Below are 19,853 nucleotides of genomic sequence, written 5' to 3'. Positions count from 1 at the left end.
ACCGCCCGGCACACTAGGAGTTCGAGCATTGCAGCGCAACAATATGGCGGTTGCGTGGCGCCTGGCGCGCGCGCCGCGGCCGTGGCCGGCCGGCGCGGAGCGGGCGCGACGGCCTTGCACTGCGGCGGCGGCTCTGGCATAGGCGGTGCACCAGATGTTCAGCGCATAAAGGAAGTGGATGGACGCGCGCGCCAGGGGCCCGCGAACGCTTTGCGTTTATTGCGGTTCGTCTAACCGTGTACCCGACAGCCACAAGCAGGCCGCAGCACGCCTGGGCCGGTCGCTGGCCGAGGCCGGCTGCGGCCTGGTCTATGGCGGCGGCCGGGTCGGCCTCATGGGCATCGTCGCCGACGCGATGATCGCCGCCAAGGCCGATGTGATCGGCATCATCCCGGAGTTCCTGCACGACTACGAGGTCGGGCACACCGGCGTGACCCGGCTGGAGGTGGTCGATTCCATGCACACGCGCAAGCGGCGGATGGCAGAGCTGGCCGACGGCTTCGTGGTGCTGCCCGGCGGCCTCGGCACGCTCGACGAGATGTTCGAGATCACCACGTGGCGCCAGCTCGGCCTGCACCGCAAGCCGATCGTCGTGGTCAACCAGGACGGTTACTGGAGCCCTCTGCTCAGCATGATCGAACAGATGAGCGGCAGCGGCTACCTGCGGCCGGAGCATCTGGGGCTGTTGCGCGTGGTCGACGATGTCGACGACGTGCTGCCGGCGCTGGCCGAAATTCCCGAGGCGGACCTGGATGTCCGCGACAAGTGGCTGTAACGCCGCGGAAACCCTTTCGATGCAACTGTCTGCCGCCCGCCGGGCGGTGGGCCAACGGTCCCAGGCAATGAGGTCGCGATGAGCAAGATCACCGTCAAGACTCCCGTCGTCGAGCTCGACGGCGACGAGATGACCCGGATCATCTGGCAGTGGATCAAGGAACGCCTGATCCAGCCCTATCTCGACATCGACCTCGTCTACTACGACCTCGGCGTCGAGCATCGCGACGCCACCGACGACCAGGTGACGATCGACGCGGCCAACGCGATCAAGAAGTACGGCGTCGGCGTCAAGTGCGCCACCATCACGCCCGACGAGGCGCGGGTGAAGGAATTCGACCTGAAGAAGATGTGGCGGTCGCCCAACGGCACCATCCGCAACATCCTCGGCGGCACCGTGTTCCGCGAGCCCATCATCTGCTCGAACGTGCCGCGCTATGTTCCCGGCTGGACCAAGCCGATCGTGATCGGCCGCCACGCCTTCGGCGACCAGTATCGCGCCACCGACTTCAAGGTGCCGGGCGCCGGCAAGCTGACGGTCACCTTCACCCCGTCCGACGGCAGCGCGCCGATCACCCACGAGGTGTTCGACTTCCCGGGCTCGGGCGTGTCGCTGACCATGTACAACCTGGACGAATCGATCGCCGGTTTCGCCCGCGCCTGCTTCAACTACGGCCTGCAGCGGAACTACCCGGTCTACCTGTCGACCAAGAACACGATCCTCAAGGCCTATGACGGCCGCTTCAAGGACCTGTTCCAGGAGATCTTCGACAGCGAGTTCAAGGACAGGTTCGCCGCGCAGAAGCTGACCTACGAGCACCGGCTGATCGACGACATGGTCGCGGCCGCGCTGAAGTGGGAGGGCGGCTATGTCTGGGCCTGCAAGAACTACGACGGCGACGTCCAGTCCGACACGGTGGCCCAGGGCTTCGGCTCGCTCGGCCTGATGACCTCGGTGCTGCTGACCCCGGACGGCAACACGGTCGAGGCCGAGGCGGCGCACGGCACGGTGACCCGCCACTATCGCCAGTGGCAGAAGGGCGAGGAGACCTCGACCAACCCGATCGCCTCGATCTTCGCCTGGACCCAGGGCCTGAAGTACCGCGGCCGTTTCGACGGCACGCCGGACGTGACCGCCTTCGCCGACACGCTGGAGCAGGTCTGCGTGCAGACGGTGGAGAGCGGCCAGATGACCAAGGACCTGGCCATCCTGATCGGCCCCGACCAGCCCTGGCTCAGCAGCCGCGATTTCTTCGACGCGGTCGACGCCAACCTGCAGAAGGCGCTGGCCTAGCTCCGCTCAGCCCCTGGCCCGCTCCGGCCAGTAGTTGTCCACCAGCGCCGCGATGGCGCCGGCGCGGTGGGCCCAGCTTTCCCCGCGGGCGGTGATCCGCCGTCCCTCCGCCGCGACCGCGGCGAGGTCGTTGCCGGCCAGCCGCGCCACCAGCGCCTCGGCCCAGTCCGCCTGCGCCGGCCGGATCCGGATCGCCGCCGTTCCGTCCGGGAACAGCCGGTCGATCTCCGCATTGCCGTCGGTGATCACCGCACAGCCCGCGACGGCGGCGCTGAGCAGGCGCTCGTGCAGGCCGGCGGTGAACAGCGGGTTGAGGTGCAGCGCGCAGCGATAGGTCTGCAGCGCGGCGCACATCTCCGGGAAGTCGAGCGGAGCGTGGGTGCGGTGATGGCGAAAGCCGAAGCGCTCCCAGCCGCGGCCGTACAGGTCCAGCGCGACGCCGGCCTCGTCCAGTTCGCGCACGATGCGGTTGCGCCGCCGCCGCCGGATCAGGCGGTCGGCCTCGTTGAGGAAGATGATCAGGCTGCCGTCATAGCCTGCGGTCCAGCCAAGCCCTGCTGCACGCGGGTGGGCGCGGACCGCCGCCTCCACGGCGGACAGCGTGTCGATCGCCGGATCCTCGGCGATCGATGCCATCAGGTCGCGCTGCGCGGGGTCCAGTTCGCTGATCACATGTTCGCGCAGCGCAGCGTCGTCGCTGGTCGAGGCGGCGAAGGCGATACCGCCGCTGCGCTCGTCCCAGGGGCGGCAACGGTCCGGCAATGCGGCGCCGTGCGGCACATAGGCGGCGCGCGCGATGCCGATGGCGTTGAGGAAGTCGACATGGGCGCGGTCGATGCAGGTGACCAGCGCGTTCTGCGCCTTGGCCAGCCGCATCAGCAGGTAGGTCGGGTGGTCGACCAGATAGGCGACATAGGGCACGTTGAAACGGCCATAGAGGTTCTGTCCGCCGACGGCGGCGTCGGCCAGGATGCCACCGGGACCGAGGATGAAGGCGATCCGTTCCGGCCGGGTCAGCAGCTCGCCGAGCCGGGCGCGCGCGCCGGGTTCGTCGTTCTTGGTGTCGAGCACCACGGTCTGGAAGCCGAGCGCATCGAAGCCCTCGGCCAGCGCCTGGGCGAAGGCGTTGACCGCGTCGTACTGGAAGATGCCCTGATAGATGACGGCGATGCGCGGCATGCTCAGCCGAACAGCTGGTCGGGCAGCCAGGTCGCCAGGCCGGGGAACAGCGCCATGATGCCCAGGGCCAAGATCTGCATCAGGATGAACGGCAGCACGCCGCGATAGATCTGCATCGTCTTCACCTGCGGCGGTGCCACCCCGCGCAAGTAGAACAGCGCGAAGCCGAACGGCGGCGTCAGGAACGAGGTCTGCAGGTTCACCGCCATCAGCACGCCGAGCCAGACCGGGTCGATGAAGTCGTTGGCCAGCAGGGCGGGCGCGACCACGGGGACCACGACGAACACGATCTCGATGAAGTCGAGGAAGAAGCCGAGCACGAACATCACGACCATGACCACCACGATCGCGCCGACCGGCCCGCCGAGCAGGTCCTCGTCGGTCAGCAGCCGGGTGACGGCGTGGTCGCCGCCATAGCCGCGGAACACCAGGCTGAACAGCCCGGCGCCGATCAGGATCACGAACACCATGGCGGTAATTTCCATGGTGCTGAGGCAGACCCGCTTCAGGATGTCGGTGCGCGCGGTGGTCCACAGTGCGGCGAGCAGGCCGACGACCAGCATCACCGACAGCACGGCGGCGACCACGATGCCGATCAGGTCGCCGGTGGGGATCTCCTCGCGGGTGACGCGAAGGTCGACGAACGAGGTCAGCACCAGCAGCGCGATCAGCGAGAAGCCGGCCATCAGCACCAGCCAGCGCGCGCCGTTGGCCTGGCGATGCGCGGCCAGCATCAGCGCGCCGACCGCGCCGACGCCGGCCGCCTCGGTCGGAGTGGCGACGCCGCCCAGGATGGAGCCGAGCACGGCGACGATCAGCAGCAGCGGCGGCACCAGCGCGCGCATCACCTTGGCGCCGAAGTTGGCGTCGTGCACGGCGTCGCGCGGCATCGCCGGCGATGTCTTCGGCGCGACGATCGCCATCAGCACCTGGTAGCCGAGATAGAGGCCGACCAGCACCAGGCCGGGCAGCAGGGCGCCGGCGAAAAGGTCGCCGACGGAAACCGGCTCCGGCGACCAGTTGCCGATCTCGCGCTGCGCCTCCTGGTAGGCGTTCGAGATCTGGTCGCCGAGCAGCACCAGCACGATCGACGGCGGGATGATCTGACCCAGCGTGCCGGCGGCGGCGATGGACCCGCAGGCCAGCGTCGGCGAATAGCCGCGCTTGAGCATGGTCGGCAGGGCGAGCAGGCCCATGGTCACCACGGTCGCGCCGACGATGCCGGTGGACGCGGCGAGCAGCGCGCCGACGATGGTGACCGAGAAGCCGAGGCCGCCGCGCATCCGCCCGAACGCCTTGCCCATGGTGTCGAGCAGCTCTTCGGCGATGCGCGAGCGCTCCAGCATTACGCCCATGAACACGAACAGCGGCACCGCGAACAGCACCTGGTTCGTCATCGTGCCGAACACCCGCGACGGCAGGTTGGCGACGAAGGCCATGTCGAACAGGCCGACGATCCAGCCGAACAGGCCGAAGGCCAGCGATACGCCGCCCAGGGTGAAGGCCACCGGGAAGCCGGCCATCAGCACGCCGCAGGTGACGAGGAACATCACGCCGGCGATGATTTCCTTCCAGTCCTCCGGCGTCACGGCTCGGCCTCGGCCTGCGCGCGGGCGGCCTTCTCCTGGGCGATGCCGTGGCCCTCGTCCTCGAAGCCGGCCAGCGCCAGCAGCGAGCGTGCGATCACGGCGAGGCCCTGGACGATCATCAGGGCCGCGAACAACGGGATGATCGTCCGCAGCAGGAAGACGGCCTGGATGCCGCTGGTTTCGGTCGAGCCTTCCAGCTTGTCCCACGACCCGATCACCTGCGCCCAGGAAGCCCAGATCACCAGGATGCAGACCGGGAAGAGCAGCAGCAGGGTACCGCAGAGGTCGACCCAGGCCTTGGTGCGTCCGGACGCCTCGCGATAGAAGATGTCGACGCGGACGTGGCCGTTGACCATCAGCGTGTAGGCGGCGCCGAGCAGGTACATGAAGCCGTGCAGGTAGCTGAGCGATTCCTGCATGAAGATGAAGCCGATGCCGAACACGTACCGCATCATCACGATCGTGAACTGCATCAGCACCATGACGAGCGCGAACCACGCCACCGTGCGGCCGATCCCGGCGGATACGGCCTCGCAGATCCCGACGACGAATCGCAGCACGGGCGTCATGGCGCTTGTACGGCGCGCGGCCGGCCGGGCCGGCCCCGCCTCAGGGCGAGGCAAGGACCGGCGCGTCCAGCTGCAGACCCTGGCTCAGTAGGGGAACGGCAACAGCCGGGCGTCGGAGAACGCGCTGGACGAAAGCTTGGTCCAGGCGATGCCGGTCCCGCGGGCCGCCATGAAGCTGTCGTAGATCCGCTTGGTCAGCTCGTCGCCGCCCTCACCGACCTCCTTCACCACAGCGCCCGAAGCCTCGCCGATCGCGTTCAGCACGTCATTGGAGAATTTCTTCAGCTCGACGCCGTGCTCGTCGAGCAGCGTCTTCAGCGCATCGGCGTTGCGGGCGTCGAACTCCGCCAGCATCTCGACGTTCTCGGCCGCGGCGGCGGCGCGCACGATGGCCTGGTCGGTCTCCGACAGGCTGTTCCAGAAATCGACGTTGATGCCGAGGTCGAGCGCGGTGCCCGGCTCGTGGAAGCCCGGATAATAGTAGTACTGCGTGACCTTGTAGAAGCCGAAGGCCAGGTCGTTCCACGGGCCGACCCATTCGGTGGCGTCGATCGCGCCGGACTCGAGGGCCGGATAGATCTCGCCGCCGGGCAGGGCGACTGCGTTGGCGCCGATCCGCCGCAGCACCTCGCCGCCCAGGCCGGGCATGCGGATGGTCAGGCCCTGCAGATCGTCCAGGCTGTTGATTTCCTTGTTGAACCAGCCGCCCATCTGCACGCCGGTGTTGCCGCACATCATGCACTTGACGTTGAATTGGCCGGCCAGTTCGTCCCACAACTCCTGGCCGCCGAGGTGGTAGATCCAGGCGTTCATCTCGTTGGCGAGCAGGCCGAACGGCACCGCGGCGAAGAAGTTGAACGCCGGCGCTTTGCCCTGCCAGTAGTAGGCGGCGCCGTGATACATGTCGGCATTGCCGGCCGAAACCGCGTCGAAGGACTCGAATGGCGGCACCAGCTCGCCGGCCGCGAACAGCTGCACCGTAAGCCGGCCTTCGGTCATCGCCGTGACCCGGTCGGCGAAGCGCTGGGCGCCGGTGCCGAGTCCCGGGAAGTTCTTCGGCCAGGTGGTGACCAGCTTGACGTCGCGCCGTTCCTGGGCGATCGCGGGTTTCGGCAGGCTGGATGCCGCAGCGGCAACGCCGGCTACGGCGCCGGCCGCGATGAAATCACGCCTTTTCACGTTGGTCTCCCATGGTTCGCCTCCTCCGCCCGCACGCGACCGACGCCGCAACGGCCCGGATGTGAGGGGTTCGGCCTCACACGGCCCGTTCGGCACGCCGTCTCGTTGCGACGCTGCGGCCGGGCCTTGTGCTTTCGTTATACGGGCGGGTCGGAATCGGCGCAACGACGCCGCTTACGGCACCAACGGGGCCCAGCCGCCGGGCCCCAGGCCCTCCAGCGGCTGGAACCGCGCCTTGTAGGCCATCTTGCGGCTGTGGCGGATCCAGTAGCCCAGATAGACATAGCGCAGCCGCTCGCGGCGGGCGGTGTCGATCAGCCACAGAATTACCTGGTTGCCCAGGCTGCGGCGGGCATCGGCCGGGTCGAAGAAGCTGTAGACGGCGGACAGGCCGTCGTCGAGCTGGTCGGCGAGGCAGGTGGCGACCAGGCGATAGTCGGGGTCGCGGAACTCGATCACATGGCTGTCCACCATGGTGTTCTCGATCATCGCCCGGTAGTCGTCGAAGTCCATCAGCGCCATTTCGCCGTCGCCGTGGCGTTCCTGCTGATAGGCCTGGAACAGGTCGAACTGCTCCCGAGTCGCCACCGGCGGGCGCAGGCGGCAATGAAGGTCCTGGTTGCGCTTCCAGATGCGGGCCAGGCTGCGCTGCGGCGCGAAGGCGTCGACCAGCACCCGCACCGAGACGCAGGACTGGCAGCCGGGGCAGTCGGGCCGGTAGACGACGTTGTGGCTGCGGCGGAAGCCGAGGTGGGCGAGCCGCTGGTGCAGCCGGTCAGCGTTCGGCGGCGCCAGCTCCACGAACATGTCGCGTTCGATCCGCCCCGGCAGATACGGACAGGGCCGCGGCGGCGTCACGAACATGAACTTGGGTAGTGGGTGCCCGCTCTCGTGCATGCAAGAATATTAGCGGAACGGGCCGTCCGGCGCCATGAAATCGCGAGACTGTGACTGCCGGCGCCGGCGGGCCGGCGCTCGTGCGCTCACTGTTCCTGGTCGATCGTGATCGCGCCGCCGATTGCCGCGTCGCCGGTGTCCGGCATGCCGTCCACCGTCGGTACCTGGCTGAGCACCACGAAGCTGATGCGCCGGTTGACCGCCGCGAACGGGTCGTCGGCATCCAGCGGGTCGCGGTCGGCACGGCCGACCACGCGGGCGATCCGGTCCTCCGGAATCCCGGCGGCGATCAGCGCGCGGCGGGCGGCGTTGGCGCGGTCGGACGACAGCTCCCAGTTGCCGTAGCCGCCGTCGGTCTGGAACGGACGCGCGTCGGTGTGGCCGGTGATCATGATGTCGTTGGGCAGTTCCCGGATCACCTGGGCGATCACGTCGACCAACGTCGCGGTCTGGTCGTGCAGGGTCGCGCTGCCGCTGGGGAACATCGCGTCGGTCTCGCCGTCGACGATCTGGATGCGCAGGCCTTCCGGCGTCTGTTCGATGCGCAGGTTGTCGCGATAGGGCTCGAGTTCCGGGATGCTGTCGATCGCCTGGCGGATGGCCTGCTCGGTCTGCTCGAACTGCTGCTGCTCCGCCGCCGCCATCGCCTCGGCGGCCTGGCCGCGCGCGATCTGCGTCGCCAACGCCTCGGTCATTTCCTGGATTTCCTCGGCGGTCATGCCGGAAAGATCCTGCTCGCTCAGCGCGCCGACCGCCTGGTCCATGGCGCTCTGCATGGCCTGCTCGGTCAGGTCGCCCAGGGTCTCGGTGCCTTCGCTGTGCGTCGGGCTGGCCGGCAGCGGCGAGGCGACGTCGAAGATCTCGTCGAGGATCTCCGGATGGGTGAAGACGTCGACGCCCTCGGCCTCCAGCGCGCGCAGCACCTGGCGGGCGTCGGTCTGGCGGGCGAGATCGGCGAGGATCTCCGGATAGTTCAGCACGTCGACGCCGTCCTCCTTCAACTGGTCGAGGATCTCGGTGACGTTGGTGCCGGAGTATTTGCCGTCCGACGGCCCGCCCATGCTGTCCGCGTTGGTTGACGGCAGCGAAATCACGACCTGTGCCGGCGTGCCGGCGGCCCGCGCCATGCCGTCGGCCATGATGCTGGTGCCGCCCAGGATGCCGCCGGCACCGCTGCCCGACGGGCGCGCGTTCGACGGGGTGAAGAAGTTGGCGATGCCGGTCTTCTGGTCGGGGCTGGTGGCGTTGATCAGCCACATCAGCAGGAAGAACGCCATCATCGCGGTCACGAAGTCGGCATAGGCGATCTTCCAGGCGCCGCCGTGATGGCCGCCGCCGGCGACGATCTTCTTCTTGACGATAATGGGGGCGATCGCATCGTCCGCCATGACGATCTCCTACCTGAGACTCATCCCGGCCGCGGGGTCACACCGCGGGCAGGCTGCCGGTCGCCTCCTCGAGCTCGGCAAAGGTGGGGCGCACACCCGACAACAGGGTCTTGCGCGCGAACTCGATCGAGACCTGCGGGGCATAGCCCTGCATGTGGGCGAGCAGCCCGGCCTTGATGCATTCCAGGTACTTGGAATCGGCTTCCTGCGCCTGCTTGCAGGCGTTCGCCATCGGGCCGACGATGCCATAGGAAAGGAAAATCCCGAGGAAGGTACCGACCAGTGCGCCGGCGATCAGACCGCCGAGGACGGACGGCGGCTGGTCGATCGACGACATGGTCTTGATCACGCCCAGCACCGCGGCGACGATGCCCAGCGCCGGAAGACCGTCCGAGATGTTGGTCATCGCATGGCTGACCGCGTGGTCCTCGTGGTGGTGGGTCTCCAGCTCCTCGTCGATGATCGCTTCGAGCTCGTGGGGGTTGTCCGTGCCCAGCGTCAGCATCCGCAGATAGTCGCAGACGAAATCGAGCGCGTGGTGGTCCTTCTGGATCTTGGGAAACTGCGAGAACAGCGCGCTCTCGTGCGGGTTCTCGATGTGCGCTTCCAGCGCCAGCATGCCCTTGGTCTTGGCCAGCCGGAAGATCTGGTACTGCAGGCTCAGCAGCTCGATATAGTCGGCCTTCTTGAACCGCGGGCCCTTCATGGCGCGGCCGAAGCCCTTCAGCGCGCCTTTCAGCACCCAGCCGGGATTGGAGATGATGGTCGCGCCGGCGGCCGCCCCGCCGATGATGATCATCTCGAACGGCAGGGCCTCGATGATGACCTCCAGATGGCCGCCGGCGGCGATGAAGCCGCCGAACACCATGGCGAAAACGACAACGATGCCGATGATGACGAGCATGGGAGCGGGCTGCCCGGTTCCTGATTACGGTTAACCGCGCCCAATGAACCGAATTTGGGTTAATAGCCGGTGAAGCCGGCCGGCTTCGCTCAGTCGATCTCGTCCAGCCGGGTGCAGGCCGCGCCGATGCGCTGCAGCGCGTCGATCACCTTCTGGCCGTGGGCCGGGCCGCGGGTCTCGATCTCGATGTCGATCTCGACCGACTTGACCGGCACGTCGAGGTGCAATCGCCGGTGTGCGACCTCGACGATGTTGCCGCCGACGTCGGCAACCGTGCCGACCAGCGAGGCCAGCGCGCCCGGCCGATCCTCGATCCGCAGCCGCAGCCCCATCATGCGCCCGTCGGTGATCAGGCTGCGCAGCAGCACGGACGACAGCAGGCGGTTGTCGATATTGCCGCCGCAGACGACAAGACCGACGCGCACGCCGGCGAAGCGTTCCGGCTCGGCCATGATCGCGGCCAGCCCGGCCGCCCCGGCGCCTTCGGCGACCACGTTGGCGCGTTCGGCCATCAGCGCGATCGCCTGTTCGATGCGGCTGTCGTCGACCACCAGGATGTCGTCGACCAGCGCGCCGATCACCGGCCGGGTCAGGCTGCCCGGCGTGCGCACGGCGATGCCCTCGGCCAGGGTGGTCCCGCCCGGCAGCGGCCGCCCGTCGCGCGCCAGCGTGGGATAGGCGGCCGACTGCACGCCGATCAGCGCGATGTCGGGGCGCACCGCACGCGCGGCGATGGCGATGCCGGCCATCAGCCCGCCGCCGCCGATCGGCACCACCAGCGCCTGCAGGTCCGGCACGGCGGCCAGCATCTCCAGCGCGACGCTGCCCTGGCCGGCGATGATCGCCGGGTCGTCATAGGGGTGGATCAGGGTCAGGCCGCGCTCGTCGGCGAGCTTGCGCGCATGGGCGCGGCAGGCGTCGATCTCGTGGCCGAACAGGTCGACGGTCGCCCCATAGCCTTCGGTCGACGCGATCTTGGTGAACGGCGTGCCCAGCGGCATGACGATGGTCGCCGGGATGCCGAGCCGGCCGGCGTGATAGGCCACGCCCTGTGCGTGGTTGCCGGCCGACATCGCGATCACGCCGCGGCGGCGCGCGTCCTCGGGCAGGCTCAGCAGTTTGTTCAGGGCGCCCCGCGGCTTGAACGAGCCGGTAACCTGCAGGGTTTCCAGCTTCAGGAACAGGTCGCAGCCCAGCCGTGCCGACAACGCCGGCGCCGGCACGGTCGGCGTGGCGATGGTGGCGTCGGCGATCCGCGCCGCCGCGGCGCGGATGTCGTCGACGCCGACGGCGAAGTCCTCGGCGCTCATCCGCCGGGCCGCAGGATCAGGGTGGCGACCGCGTTGTCCTCCGCCTGGGCCCAGGACGTCGGAATCGGCCAATACTCGCCGTCGGCCCAGGGCTGGGCCAGGTTCGACCAGTAGGGCGAATAGGGATTGTCGGACTGGCCGGGCGCCATCGAGAACACCGACTGGTCGAGGTCGCCGAGGTCGTAGACCGCGCGCAGCCCGGCCCCGTGGACGTTCAGGAACGGGTCGTCGTCGTTGCCGAACGGGGTGCCGCCGCGCATCACGGTCGCCCAGCTGCCGCCGGTCGGCACCGAGGCGTCGAGCCAGTCGCCGAGCAGCGGGATGCGGCCGATCGCCTGGTGGCGGAAGTTCGCGCGGTGGGCCTCGCCCCAGGCCCATTGTGCGGGGTCGTCGCCATAGCGCGCGGCCAGGAAATCGAGCGCGGCCAGCAGCGAGCGCTCGCGCATGGCGTCGCAGTCCTCGACCGAGTCGGTGGTGACGTCGTCGCACCAGTGCGGCATCTCGGTCAGCACCGCGGCGACGAAATCCGGCTTGCGCGAGAATACGTCGGGAAAGATCGCGCCCAGTTCGTCGGCGGGGATGGTGCGGTTCAGCTCACGTGCCCACGCCTCGTAAATCAGTGGCTCGGCCGCGTCGGCCGTCATCCGGCCGTCCCAGGCGGCGAGCCGGGCGGCGGCGGCCTGGGCACGCGGATCGCGGAACTCGCCGTCCAGCATCAGCGGCAGCAGCTGACGGGCCTCCAACGACAGCACGTCGTGCTGCATGGCGCGGAAATCGGCGGCGGTCAGCGCGTCGGCCCCGTCCAGCATCTGGTGGATGCGGTCGCTGCGATAGGGGAAGTCGTAGGTGCTGCCGAGGAAATAGGGGTAGTCGTCGCCGACAACCCGGTTGTTGGCGTTGACGATGCTGTGGGCGGGCGGGTTGAACGCCTGCGGCAGGTCGTCGAACGGGATCCAGCCGACCCAGTCGAACGCGCCGCTCCACCCGGGCGCCGGGGCGCGGCCGTCGCCGCCGGCCCGGATCGGAACGCGGGCCGGCGCGATGAAGCCGATGTTCCCGGCGGTGTCGCCATAGTGCATGTTCTGCTGCGGCGCGACGAACAGCCGCGCCGCCTCGCGGAAGCTCGCCCAGTCGGTCGCCCGGTTCAGCCGCAGCATACCCTCGGCCGTGGTGTCGTCGGGTAGCAGATAGGGCGCGGACAGCGCCAGGATTTCGCCCTCCGCCAGAACATCGGCCGCATCGTCGGGGCGCAGATCGGAGATGACCGGGCCGTGGCGGGTCTGGCGGACCGTGAAGGTCAGGCTGTCGCCGCCGGCGATGGCCAGCGTCTCCGCGCGGGTTTCGACGGCTGCCCAGCCGTTCGGCGTCTGGTACTGGGCCGTGTCGTCCGGGTTCAGCCGCTCGATGAACGTGTCGGCCATGTCGGAATGGGTGGTGGTGAAGCCCCAGGCGATGTGGCCGTTGTGGCCGAGGATGTGGAACGGCACCCCCGGCGTGGTACCGCCGACCAGGTCCATCGTCGGCGTCTTGATGTGGACCATGTACCATGTGCCGGGCAGGCCGTGGCGCAGGTGCGGGTCGTTGGCGAGCAGCGGCATGCCGCTGGCGGTCATGCTGCCGTCGACCACCCAGGCGTTGGACGCGTCCCAGGGTGTGCGGAACAGCGGCGGAATGTCGGCGGCGGCCGCCTGCCAGTCGGCATCGGCATCCAGCGCCGCCTGGTCCCAGACGGGTAGGGTGGGGCCGTATTCCGATTCCGGCAGGTCGGGGTAGTATTCCGATGTCAGCGCCGGGCCGAGGACGCGCTCGACCCGCATCCGCTCGATCTCGTACGAGAAATTCCAGCCGGCCAGGAAGATGGCCATCAGCTTGCCCCACACCAGCGAGTCCGCCGGCCGCCACGGCTCGGGGCGATAGCTGTCGAGGTCGAAGCTGGGCGGCAGCCGCATGTACATCGCCGGCGACCAGGCGCCCTCGTGGGTCGCGAGGTAGCCGTTGACGCCGGCAGCATAGGCATCGAGCGTCGCCTTCAGCTCCGGGCTCGCGGTTTCGTAGGTCTGTTCCGCCAGCCGATAGAGACCGAGGGTGCGGGCGAACCTGTCGAGGTCGACGACCGAATCGATCGCCACGATCTCCGACAGCCGGCCGGCACCGAGGCGCCGCATCTGCTCCATCTGCGGGAAGCGGTCCTGGGCATGGACGAAGCCGAGCGCATAGTAGGCGTCCGCCTCGTTGTCGGCGCGGATGTGGACGATGCCGCGGGCGTCGCGCAGCACGGTGACCGGCGCCTGCGGGCTGGCCAGCACGATCTCGCCGTCGATCTGCGGCTCGGACGAGCTCAGCCAGATCAGCGCGCCGCCGACCAGCAGCATCGCCAGCATGACGATGCTGCCGGTCAGCCAGATCAGGATGCGGAACGTGCGGCGCAGGAAGCGCATCAGTGCGGATCCCCCGGGTCATGGGAATTGTTCAGCCAGGCCAGGATCGTCGGGCGGTCGGCGTCGAGCACCGGCGCGCCGGGCCGCGAGGCCGTATCCGCATGGCCCGACAGCTTGATGGGGTTCCCGGCGACCACGAAGCCGGCATTGGGGCCGTCGGCCAGCGTCGCGATCATGTTGCGTCCCCGGATATGGGGATCGGCCAGCACCGTCGCCACGTCGTTGATCGGGCCGCAGGGCACGCCGGCGGCCTGCAGCACGGCAAGCCAATGCGCGACGCTGCCGCCCGCCAGCGCGGCCTCGATCTCGGTCTTCACCGCATCGACATGGGCGGTGCGGGCGTCGTTGGTGGCGAAACGGGGGTCCGCGGCCAGCTCAGGGCGGCCGAGCGCCGACGCCAGCCGGGCGAACAGCGAGTCGTTGCCGGCCGCGATGATGATGTGGCCGTCGTCGGCGTGGAAGGCCTCGAATGGCGTGATCGACGGGTGACGGGCACCCATCGGGCCTGGCACGCGGCCGGTGGCGACGTAGCGGGCGATCGCGTTCTCCAGGATGGCGACCTGGCAGTCGAGCATGGCGACGTCGACCAGCTGGCCGGTACCGGTGCGGGCGCGCTCGATCAGCGCGGCCTGGATGCCGATCGCGGTGAACAGGCCGGCGGTGATGTCGCCGACCGAAGTGCCGACCCGCGTCGGCGGCGCGCCGGGCTGGCCGGTGATGCTCATGATGCCGCCCATGGCCTGCACCACCATGTCATAGGCCGGCCGGTCGGCATAGGGACCGGTCTGGCCGAAGCCGGAGCAGGCGGCGTAGACCAGCCGCGGGTGACGGGCGTGCACCGCCTCCCAGCCATAGCCGAGCCGGTCCAGCGTGCCGGGACGGAAGTTCTCGACCAGCACGTCGGCGCGCGCGAGCAGCCGGTCGAACACGGCCCGATCCTCGGCCAGCTTCAGGTCCAGCGCCAGGCTCTGCTTGCCATGGTTGAGCGACAGGAAATAGGCCGACACGCCATTGACATAGGGCCCGAAGGCGCGGCTGTCCTCCCCGGTGCCCGGCCGCTCGATCTTGATCACTCGCGCGCCCAGGTTGGCCAGCACCATGGTGCAGTAGGGGCCCGCCAGCACGCGGGTCAGGTCCAGCACGACGATGCCGGCCAGCGGGCCGGCGCCGTCCGGCGTAGTGCTCGGCGATTGAGCCGTCATCGTGTTGCGTCTATCTCCGTCCATGGTGGTGCCGCGGCTGCCGCGGCCGGACGATAGGCGGGAAAGACCATGCAGCAGAAGCATTTTCTCGGGCTGACGGCAGCGGGATTCCACAAGGTCGCCTATACGGAATGGGGTCCGGCCGACGACCCCTGTCCGGTGGTGTGCGTGCACGGGTTGACCCGGAACGGGCGGGATTTCGATGCCCTGGCCGGTCGGCTGGCGGCGGCCGGACGGCGCGTGGTCTGTCCCGACGTCGTCGGGCGCGGCCGCAGCATGTGGCTGACCGATCCGGCCGGCTACGGCTATCCGCAATATTGCGCCGACATGGCTGCGCTGATTGCCCGCCTCGATGTGGAGGCGGTGGACTGGGTCGGCACATCAATGGGCGGGCTGATCGGCATGTTCCTCGCCGCCGGGCTGCGCTCGCCGATCCGCCGGCTGGTCATGAACGACATCGGCCCGTTGATTCCCGGCGCGTTCCTCGGCCGTCTCGCCGCCTATGTGGGCAAGCCGGTCCGCTTCGATACGCTGGAGCAGGGCGAGGCCTATCTGCGCGAGATCCATGCGCCGTTCGGAACGCTCACCGACGCGCAGTGGCGCCATCTTGCCGATCACAGCCTGCAGCACATGCGCGGCGGCTACTACATCCTCGGCTACGATCCGAAGATCGGCGACGCCTTTCGTGCGCAAGGCGATCCGCAGGACGTCGCGCTTTGGGAGGCCTGGGCCCGCGTCGACGCGCCGGTGCTGGCGGTCCGCGGCGCCCGCTCCGACCTGCTTTCGGCGGAAACGGTGGCGCAGATGAAGCGGACCCACCGCAGCGGACGCGTCGCGGAGTTCGTCGTCGCCGATGCGGGGCACGCGCCGGCACTGATGGACGACGGCCAGATCGCTGCGGTCGAGGCATGGCTGGCCGGGCGTGAGGTCGGCGTCGCGCGGTGAAGGTACAATAAAGCTATAATTTGAGCGAAAACCAAACCGATATTGTATTGCGGTTGTCCAAACATCCTCATATATTCACAAAACGAATACGGTGAACATCAATAAATACCGTGGGGGTTGTGATGTCGTCGGACAAAGTTCAAGTCAATGCAGTTGAATTTTTCGGGGATGCCTGTGTGGGCTTTGACGAGCTTCCTGAAATCGACCAGGTGATCGTCGACGATTGGCGCTCGTTCTTCACGGAGCCCGATTTCGCCCGTTTCCTGTCCGGCCAGTGCCATGCGGCGCGCCGGTCGGCGGGTGCGTTGGCGGAGGCCGGTTCCCACGGACCGTCGGCCCGGGTGGCCGCACTGGCGCACGACCTGGCGTCGACCTGTGGCGGGCTGGGCATGGCAAGGGCGCACCGGCTGGCGGCCGAACTAGAACTGGCGAGCGACGGCAGATGCGACGCGCGGATCGAGGCGCTGCTGCCGCGGTTGCTCGGCGCTATCGAAGCCGCCGCGTCGCGGCTGGAGACGCGGTACCCGGCGGCCCAGACGGAATCGCACTGAAATGGCAAAAGAGATGGCCGACCTCTGTGTCCTGATTGTCGACGACAACGTCGGCGCAATCAACCTGCTGAAGATGGTGCTGAACCGGATCGGGGTCGGCAAGGTACTGGACGCGACCGATGCCAAGCAGGCCTTCGCCACGCTGGAGCGCGGCGTCGAGCCGGTCGACATCGTGATGTGCGACTGGCGGATGCCGGAAGTGAGCGGGCTGCACTTCCTGCGCCGCGTGCGCGAGCGCCACGCGCAGCTGCCCTTCGTCATGGTGACGGCCAAGTCCGACGTGGACTCGATTTTGCGGGCGAAGGAATTCGGCGTCACCGACTTCATCGCCAAGCCGTACAACGCGAAGACGATCCTGACCAAGGTGACCAAGCTGGCGAAGACGATCGAAACGGCCCGGCCGGCGGTGCGGGCCAGCATGCCGGCCAGTCCGGCGGACTATGCATCGGAGCTGATCGAGCTGACCGTGGCGCCGCGCCCGGCGGCCGCGTAGGCCGGTCAGCGGATCTCGGTCGCGAAGGCGAAGGTGGTCAGCTGGTCGGCCGTGAAGAAATAGATGTCGTCCCAGGACGTCGACAGGGCGGGAATCCAGGCCCGCGGGTCCACGCCGAGCTGTTCCAGGTGGCGCATGCAGGCCGCGGCGACCTGCTGGCCCTGGCGCAGGCCGCTCTGGGTGTCGCCGCCGCCCTCGGTGATGAAGGCGCGGTGGACGCCGATCCAGCTGCCGGCAAAGGCGATGCGCCGGACCCCGCCGGCGAAGGCCAGCGGGCAGGACGAGGCGCATAGCCCGTCGTCGACCACCATGGTGTCGAGGCCGCGGGCACGGATGACCGCGCCCATCTGCATAGCCTCGGTTACCGATCCGCCCGGGCTGTCGAACACGACCAGCGTCGCCTTGCGGTCGTGGTCGATGTCGAAGCCCAGCAGGTCCTGCGCGCTGCCGGGGGCGATCCGACCGGCCGCCAGGATGTAGGTCACGCCACCGGCCTGGTGCAGGCTGAACTGCATCGCCGCCTGGCTGACCGGCAGCGGCTCGCCGCCGAACGGCAGCTGCGGCTGGCCGCGCTCGGGTGCCAGCGGCCGCACCGACGGCGAATAGGGGCGCACGTTGTCGCCGGGTGCGGGCGGACTGACGAACGGGTCGAGGATCGACGGTGCGCCGGAGCCCGGCGCGGTGACCAGCGTCTCCGGCAGCGGCAGACCGGGCCGATCCTCGACGGCGGTTCCCACGGCGGCGGACAGGTCGAAAACCACCAGTGCGGCAGCACCCAGCATCGCGGCAAGTGCCACCAGCCAGATCGGCGCGGTCAGCACCTGGACCAGGGCCGGCGGCGCCTTGGCCAGTACCGGCGCGGTCATGCCGCCGGCCCGCCCGGCTGGCGCGGCCGGTGGATCGCGGTCACCGAGGCCGACGGCTCGGCGGCGCCGTCACGGCCGGCTGCGCTCGCGTCGTCGGACGCGGCTTCGGTTGCGGCCGCGGCCGGGCGCAGCGCGTGCGAACCCTGGATGCGCTCCAGCGCGGCCAGCGCGCCGGTCAGCTCCGCCACGGTCAGGGTGCGGCCGTCGAGGTCGCTGCCGCTCTCGCGCTGGCGGATGACGCCATGGACCACCATCAGCACGAGCACCAGCACCGCCGGCATCATGTCGATCGCGATGGCGCCAGCCCATGACGGCACGAAGTCGTCGGCATAGAGCAGCACCGCTTCGGCGCTGCTGACCGGAGTGAAGCGGAACGGCAGCACCGCCGGCCGGTCGAGGATCTCGCCGGCCGCGCGCGACAGGGCGACGCTGGTCTGCTCCACCGAATCGGCGACGGATTCGATCACCGCCTCCTGGCGCTGGCCGAGGTCGCTGGCCCCGCCGGAGGGCGCCGGCCGTACGAAGGTCTCGGCCAGGTCGTCTGCCGCCCGCTTGACCGCGGGCGCGACCGAGCTCTGCTGCAGGGCGGTGATCACCCCGACCAGCGCGACCGCCTCGTCGGCGAAGGCCACGGCGCGCTCGTCGATCGGCCGCTGGCCGACATTGCCGGTCAGCCGCCGCATCGCCACCAGATGCTGGCTGCCGCGCTCGTACAGGTCCTCGACCTGGTCGCGGGAGTCGCGGATGCGCTCGGCGAGGTCGGCCAGCTGGCGCGACGTCTGGGTCAGCAGCGCGACAATGGTGCCGTGCCCGGCCGAGCCGGTCAGCGAGCCGCTGGTCTCCTCCGACGCGGCCAGGTCGGCGAAGCGCGCGGCAGCCAGTTCCAGGTCGGGCAGCAGGGTCTGCGCGGCCAGCGCATTCTCGTTCGCCGCTTCCAGCCGAGACTGGTATTCCTCCGTCGCCTCGGCCAGGTGCTGCTCGATCGCGGCGGAGCCGGCGAGCGCGGCGGCATTGAGCCAGCTCGACATCGCCACGATGCCTATGCAGCCAAGGCCCATGGCCAGGAACAGGGCGAGCCGGCTGCCGCCGCCGGTCATCGCCGGCAGGAAGCGCATCAGGTAGGTCCAGAAGGCATAGATCGCGACCGAGACGGCGACGGAATAGATCACCGCGCCGCCCAGAGACGTCAGGCCGTTGTCGTCCAGCAGACCCTTGACGCCGAGATAGGTCCAGTAGCCGCTGCCTGTCGCCATGATCGCCAGCGTCGCGCTGGTGGTCGTCTCCAGCGCCCGCAGGTTCCGCCTCAGCTCTTGCGCCATCGCTCGTCGTGCCCCCCGGTCGCCGCCCGCTCCGCAGAGCCGACCGTGCGATTGCGGCAGCTTTGCGGCAGGGCGGGCGCTCTCAGACGTCCATCGCCGACCGGGCGCGCAGGATGGCCGGGTCGGGCGCGACCACCACCTTGTCGTCGCGGTCCTTGTAGTCCAGCGAACCCAGGAAGTGGCGCAGGCAGGCGATCCGCGCCCGCTTCTTGTCGTCGGACTTGATCACCGTCCAGGGCGCATGCTCGGTGTCGGTGTGATCGAACATGGCGTCGCGCGCCTCGCTGTACTCCGCCCACTTGTCGCGCGAGGCGATGTCGATCGGCGACAGCTTCCATTGCTTCAGCGGGTCGTTCTGGCGGTCGTCGAACCGCTTCGCCTGCTCGTCCTTGGTCACGGTCAGCCAGTATTTGATCAGGTGCAGGCCGGAGCGGACCAGCATCCGCTCGAACTCCGGGCACTGGTGCAGGAACTCGCGATACTGGTCGTCGGTGCAGAAGCCCATCACCTTCTCGACGCCGGCGCGGTTGTACCAGGAGCGGTCGAACAGCGCGATCTCGCCTGCAGCCGGCAGGTGCTCGACATAGCGGTGGAAGTACCACTGGCTGCGCTCGCGCTCGGTCGGCTTGAGCAGCGCGACGACGCGGGCGCCGCGCGGATTCATGTGCTCCATGAAGCGCTTGATGGTGCCGCCCTTGCCGGCGGCATCGCGGCCCTCGAATACGGCGACGACCTTCTGCTCTGCCTCGGCCACCCAGCGCTGGACCTTGAGCAGCTCGATCTGCAGCAGACGGAGCTGCTCCTCGTAGTCCTTCGTGTCCATGCGGTCGCGATAGGGGTATTCGCCGAACTCGAAGTCGCGCAGTGCCGCGCCCTTGGGGTCGCGCCGGCGCGCGCCGTCCCTGTCGTCCTTCGTCTTCTTTTTCTTGTCGTCGTCCTTGTTGCCCATCGCAGTG

Annotated in this window: 18 protein-coding genes; 5 read left to right on the top strand and 13 right to left on the bottom strand. The window is 69.0% G+C overall.

From position 1 onward, the window contains the following. Positions 1–178: 178 nt before the first annotated feature. Together R3F55_19205 and R3F55_19200 are read left to right on the top strand one after the other, a co-directional pair. Positions 179–775, top strand: coding sequence for a TIGR00730 family Rossman fold protein (locus R3F55_19205; GenBank protein ID MEZ5669521.1), 597 nt, complete (start codon positions 179–181; stop codon positions 773–775). 78 nt (positions 776–853) lie between these two features. Then, positions 854–2,068, top strand: coding sequence for an NADP-dependent isocitrate dehydrogenase (locus tag R3F55_19200; protein MEZ5669520.1), 1,215 nt, complete (start codon positions 854–856; stop codon positions 2,066–2,068). Between the two features lie 6 nt (positions 2,069–2,074). On the opposite strand, the gene R3F55_19195 is transcribed toward R3F55_19200, so the two are convergent. The 10 genes from R3F55_19195 to R3F55_19150 form a co-directional block, all read right to left on the bottom strand. Beyond that, positions 2,075–3,247, bottom strand: coding sequence for a glycosyltransferase (locus R3F55_19195; GenBank protein ID MEZ5669519.1), 1,173 nt, complete (start codon positions 3,245–3,247; stop codon positions 2,075–2,077). 2 nt (positions 3,248–3,249) lie between these two features. Continuing rightward, entirely contained in the window at positions 3,250–4,797 is a 1,548-nt protein-coding gene (locus R3F55_19190) for a TRAP transporter large permease subunit (protein MEZ5669518.1), read from the bottom strand. A 35-nt stretch (positions 4,798–4,832) separates the two neighbouring features. Then, positions 4,833–5,396 (bottom strand): TRAP transporter small permease subunit, encoded by a 564-nt coding sequence (locus R3F55_19185; GenBank protein MEZ5669517.1) that lies wholly within the window; start codon positions 5,394–5,396, stop codon positions 4,833–4,835. Positions 5,397–5,489: 93 nt separating this feature from the next. Then, on the bottom strand, positions 5,490–6,584 hold the full coding sequence (locus R3F55_19180; protein ID MEZ5669516.1) for a TRAP transporter substrate-binding protein: 1,095 nt from the start codon (positions 6,582–6,584) through the stop codon (positions 5,490–5,492). A 174-nt stretch (positions 6,585–6,758) separates the two neighbouring features. After that, entirely contained in the window at positions 6,759–7,448 is a 690-nt protein-coding gene (locus R3F55_19175) for an arginyltransferase (protein MEZ5669515.1), read from the bottom strand. A 119-nt stretch (positions 7,449–7,567) separates the two neighbouring features. Beyond that, positions 7,568–8,869, bottom strand: coding sequence for an OmpA family protein (locus R3F55_19170; protein ID MEZ5669514.1), 1,302 nt, complete (start codon positions 8,867–8,869; stop codon positions 7,568–7,570). Positions 8,870–8,906: 37 nt separating this feature from the next. Continuing rightward, positions 8,907–9,773: a flagellar motor stator protein MotA gene (motA, locus tag R3F55_19165; protein ID MEZ5669513.1), complete on the bottom strand. Its 867-nt coding sequence runs from the start codon at positions 9,771–9,773 to the stop codon at positions 8,907–8,909. A gap of 89 nt (positions 9,774–9,862) precedes the next feature. Continuing rightward, on the bottom strand, positions 9,863–11,083 hold the full coding sequence (locus R3F55_19160; protein MEZ5669512.1) for a threonine ammonia-lyase: 1,221 nt from the start codon (positions 11,081–11,083) through the stop codon (positions 9,863–9,865). Further along, positions 11,080–13,521 carry a penicillin acylase family protein gene (locus R3F55_19155; GenBank protein MEZ5669511.1) on the bottom strand — a complete coding sequence of 814 codons (2,442 nt, stop codon included), beginning with the start codon at positions 13,519–13,521 and terminating at the stop codon, positions 11,080–11,082. The genes R3F55_19160 and R3F55_19155 overlap by 4 nt, the downstream gene beginning before the upstream one ends. Beyond that, positions 13,521–14,723, bottom strand: a complete 1,203-nt coding sequence (locus tag R3F55_19150) for a CoA transferase (protein MEZ5669510.1) — start codon at positions 14,721–14,723, stop codon at positions 13,521–13,523. Before R3F55_19150 ends, R3F55_19155 begins: the two co-directional genes overlap by 1 nt. A gap of 69 nt (positions 14,724–14,792) precedes the next feature. Here R3F55_19150 and R3F55_19145 point away from each other — a divergent pair, with 69 nt between their 5' ends. From R3F55_19145 to R3F55_19135, 3 genes are all read left to right on the top strand, one after another. After that, the gene (locus R3F55_19145) at positions 14,793–15,668 is read left to right on the top strand and encodes an alpha/beta hydrolase (protein MEZ5669509.1); all 876 of its coding nucleotides are present in this window, start codon (positions 14,793–14,795) and stop codon (positions 15,666–15,668) included. Positions 15,669–15,790: 122 nt separating this feature from the next. Next, a complete protein-coding gene (locus tag R3F55_19140; GenBank protein ID MEZ5669508.1) occupies positions 15,791–16,219 on the top strand; it encodes a hypothetical protein in 429 nt (142 codons plus the stop codon). Positions 16,220–16,232: 13 nt separating this feature from the next. Further along, the gene (locus R3F55_19135) at positions 16,233–16,712 is read left to right on the top strand and encodes a response regulator (GenBank protein MEZ5669507.1); all 480 of its coding nucleotides are present in this window, start codon (positions 16,233–16,235) and stop codon (positions 16,710–16,712) included. 5 nt (positions 16,713–16,717) lie between these two features. On the opposite strand, the gene R3F55_19130 is transcribed toward R3F55_19135, so the two are convergent. The 3 genes from R3F55_19130 to ppk2 all read right to left on the bottom strand — a co-directional run bounded on the left by R3F55_19130 (position 16,718) and on the right by ppk2 (position 19,846). Continuing rightward, positions 16,718–17,578 carry a hypothetical protein gene (locus R3F55_19130; protein ID MEZ5669506.1) on the bottom strand — a complete coding sequence of 287 codons (861 nt, stop codon included), beginning with the start codon at positions 17,576–17,578 and terminating at the stop codon, positions 16,718–16,720. Beyond that, a complete protein-coding gene (locus R3F55_19125) occupies positions 17,575–18,897 on the bottom strand; it encodes a hypothetical protein (protein ID MEZ5669505.1) in 1,323 nt (440 codons plus the stop codon). The genes R3F55_19130 and R3F55_19125 overlap by 4 nt, the downstream gene beginning before the upstream one ends. 82 nt (positions 18,898–18,979) lie before the next feature. Continuing rightward, positions 18,980–19,846, bottom strand: coding sequence for a polyphosphate kinase 2 (gene ppk2, locus R3F55_19120; protein ID MEZ5669504.1), 867 nt, complete (start codon positions 19,844–19,846; stop codon positions 18,980–18,982). Positions 19,847–19,853 lie beyond the last annotated feature (7 nt).

This window comes from Alphaproteobacteria bacterium (assembly GCA_041396705.1).
Classification (GTDB): domain Bacteria; phylum Pseudomonadota; class Alphaproteobacteria; order CALKHQ01; family CALKHQ01; genus CALKHQ01.
Note: the sequence above shows the minus strand (reverse complement) of the source record. Positions and strands in the feature narration are given on the sequence as shown.

Coding starts and splice junctions, on each gene's coding strand:
- R3F55_19205 (MEZ5669521.1), top strand. CDS start 179: ATGGACGCGCGCGCCAGGGGCCCGCGAACGCTTTGCGTTTATTGCGGT.
- R3F55_19200 (MEZ5669520.1), top strand. CDS start 854: ATGAGCAAGATCACCGTCAAGACTCCCGTCGTCGAGCTCGACGGCGAC.
- R3F55_19195 (MEZ5669519.1), bottom strand. CDS start 3,247: ATGCCGCGCATCGCCGTCATCTATCAGGGCATCTTCCAGTACGACGCG.
- R3F55_19190 (MEZ5669518.1), bottom strand. CDS start 4,797: ATGTTCCTCGTCACCTGCGGCGTGCTGATGGCCGGCTTCCCGGTGGCC.
- R3F55_19175 (MEZ5669515.1), bottom strand. CDS start 7,448: ATGTTCGTGACGCCGCCGCGGCCCTGTCCGTATCTGCCGGGGCGGATC.
- R3F55_19170 (MEZ5669514.1), bottom strand. CDS start 8,869: ATGGCGGACGATGCGATCGCCCCCATTATCGTCAAGAAGAAGATCGTC.
- motA (MEZ5669513.1), bottom strand. CDS start 9,773: ATGCTCGTCATCATCGGCATCGTTGTCGTTTTCGCCATGGTGTTCGGC.
- R3F55_19160 (MEZ5669512.1), bottom strand. CDS start 11,083: ATGAGCGCCGAGGACTTCGCCGTCGGCGTCGACGACATCCGCGCCGCG.
- R3F55_19155 (MEZ5669511.1), bottom strand. CDS start 13,521: ATGCGCTTCCTGCGCCGCACGTTCCGCATCCTGATCTGGCTGACCGGC.
- R3F55_19150 (MEZ5669510.1), bottom strand. CDS start 14,723: ATGACGGCTCAATCGCCGAGCACTACGCCGGACGGCGCCGGCCCGCTG.
- R3F55_19145 (MEZ5669509.1), top strand. CDS start 14,793: ATGCAGCAGAAGCATTTTCTCGGGCTGACGGCAGCGGGATTCCACAAG.
- R3F55_19140 (MEZ5669508.1), top strand. CDS start 15,791: ATGTCGTCGGACAAAGTTCAAGTCAATGCAGTTGAATTTTTCGGGGAT.
- R3F55_19135 (MEZ5669507.1), top strand. CDS start 16,233: ATGGCCGACCTCTGTGTCCTGATTGTCGACGACAACGTCGGCGCAATC.
- R3F55_19130 (MEZ5669506.1), bottom strand. CDS start 17,578: ATGACCGCGCCGGTACTGGCCAAGGCGCCGCCGGCCCTGGTCCAGGTG.
- R3F55_19125 (MEZ5669505.1), bottom strand. CDS start 18,897: ATGGCGCAAGAGCTGAGGCGGAACCTGCGGGCGCTGGAGACGACCACC.
- ppk2 (MEZ5669504.1), bottom strand. CDS start 19,846: ATGGGCAACAAGGACGACGACAAGAAAAAGAAGACGAAGGACGACAGG.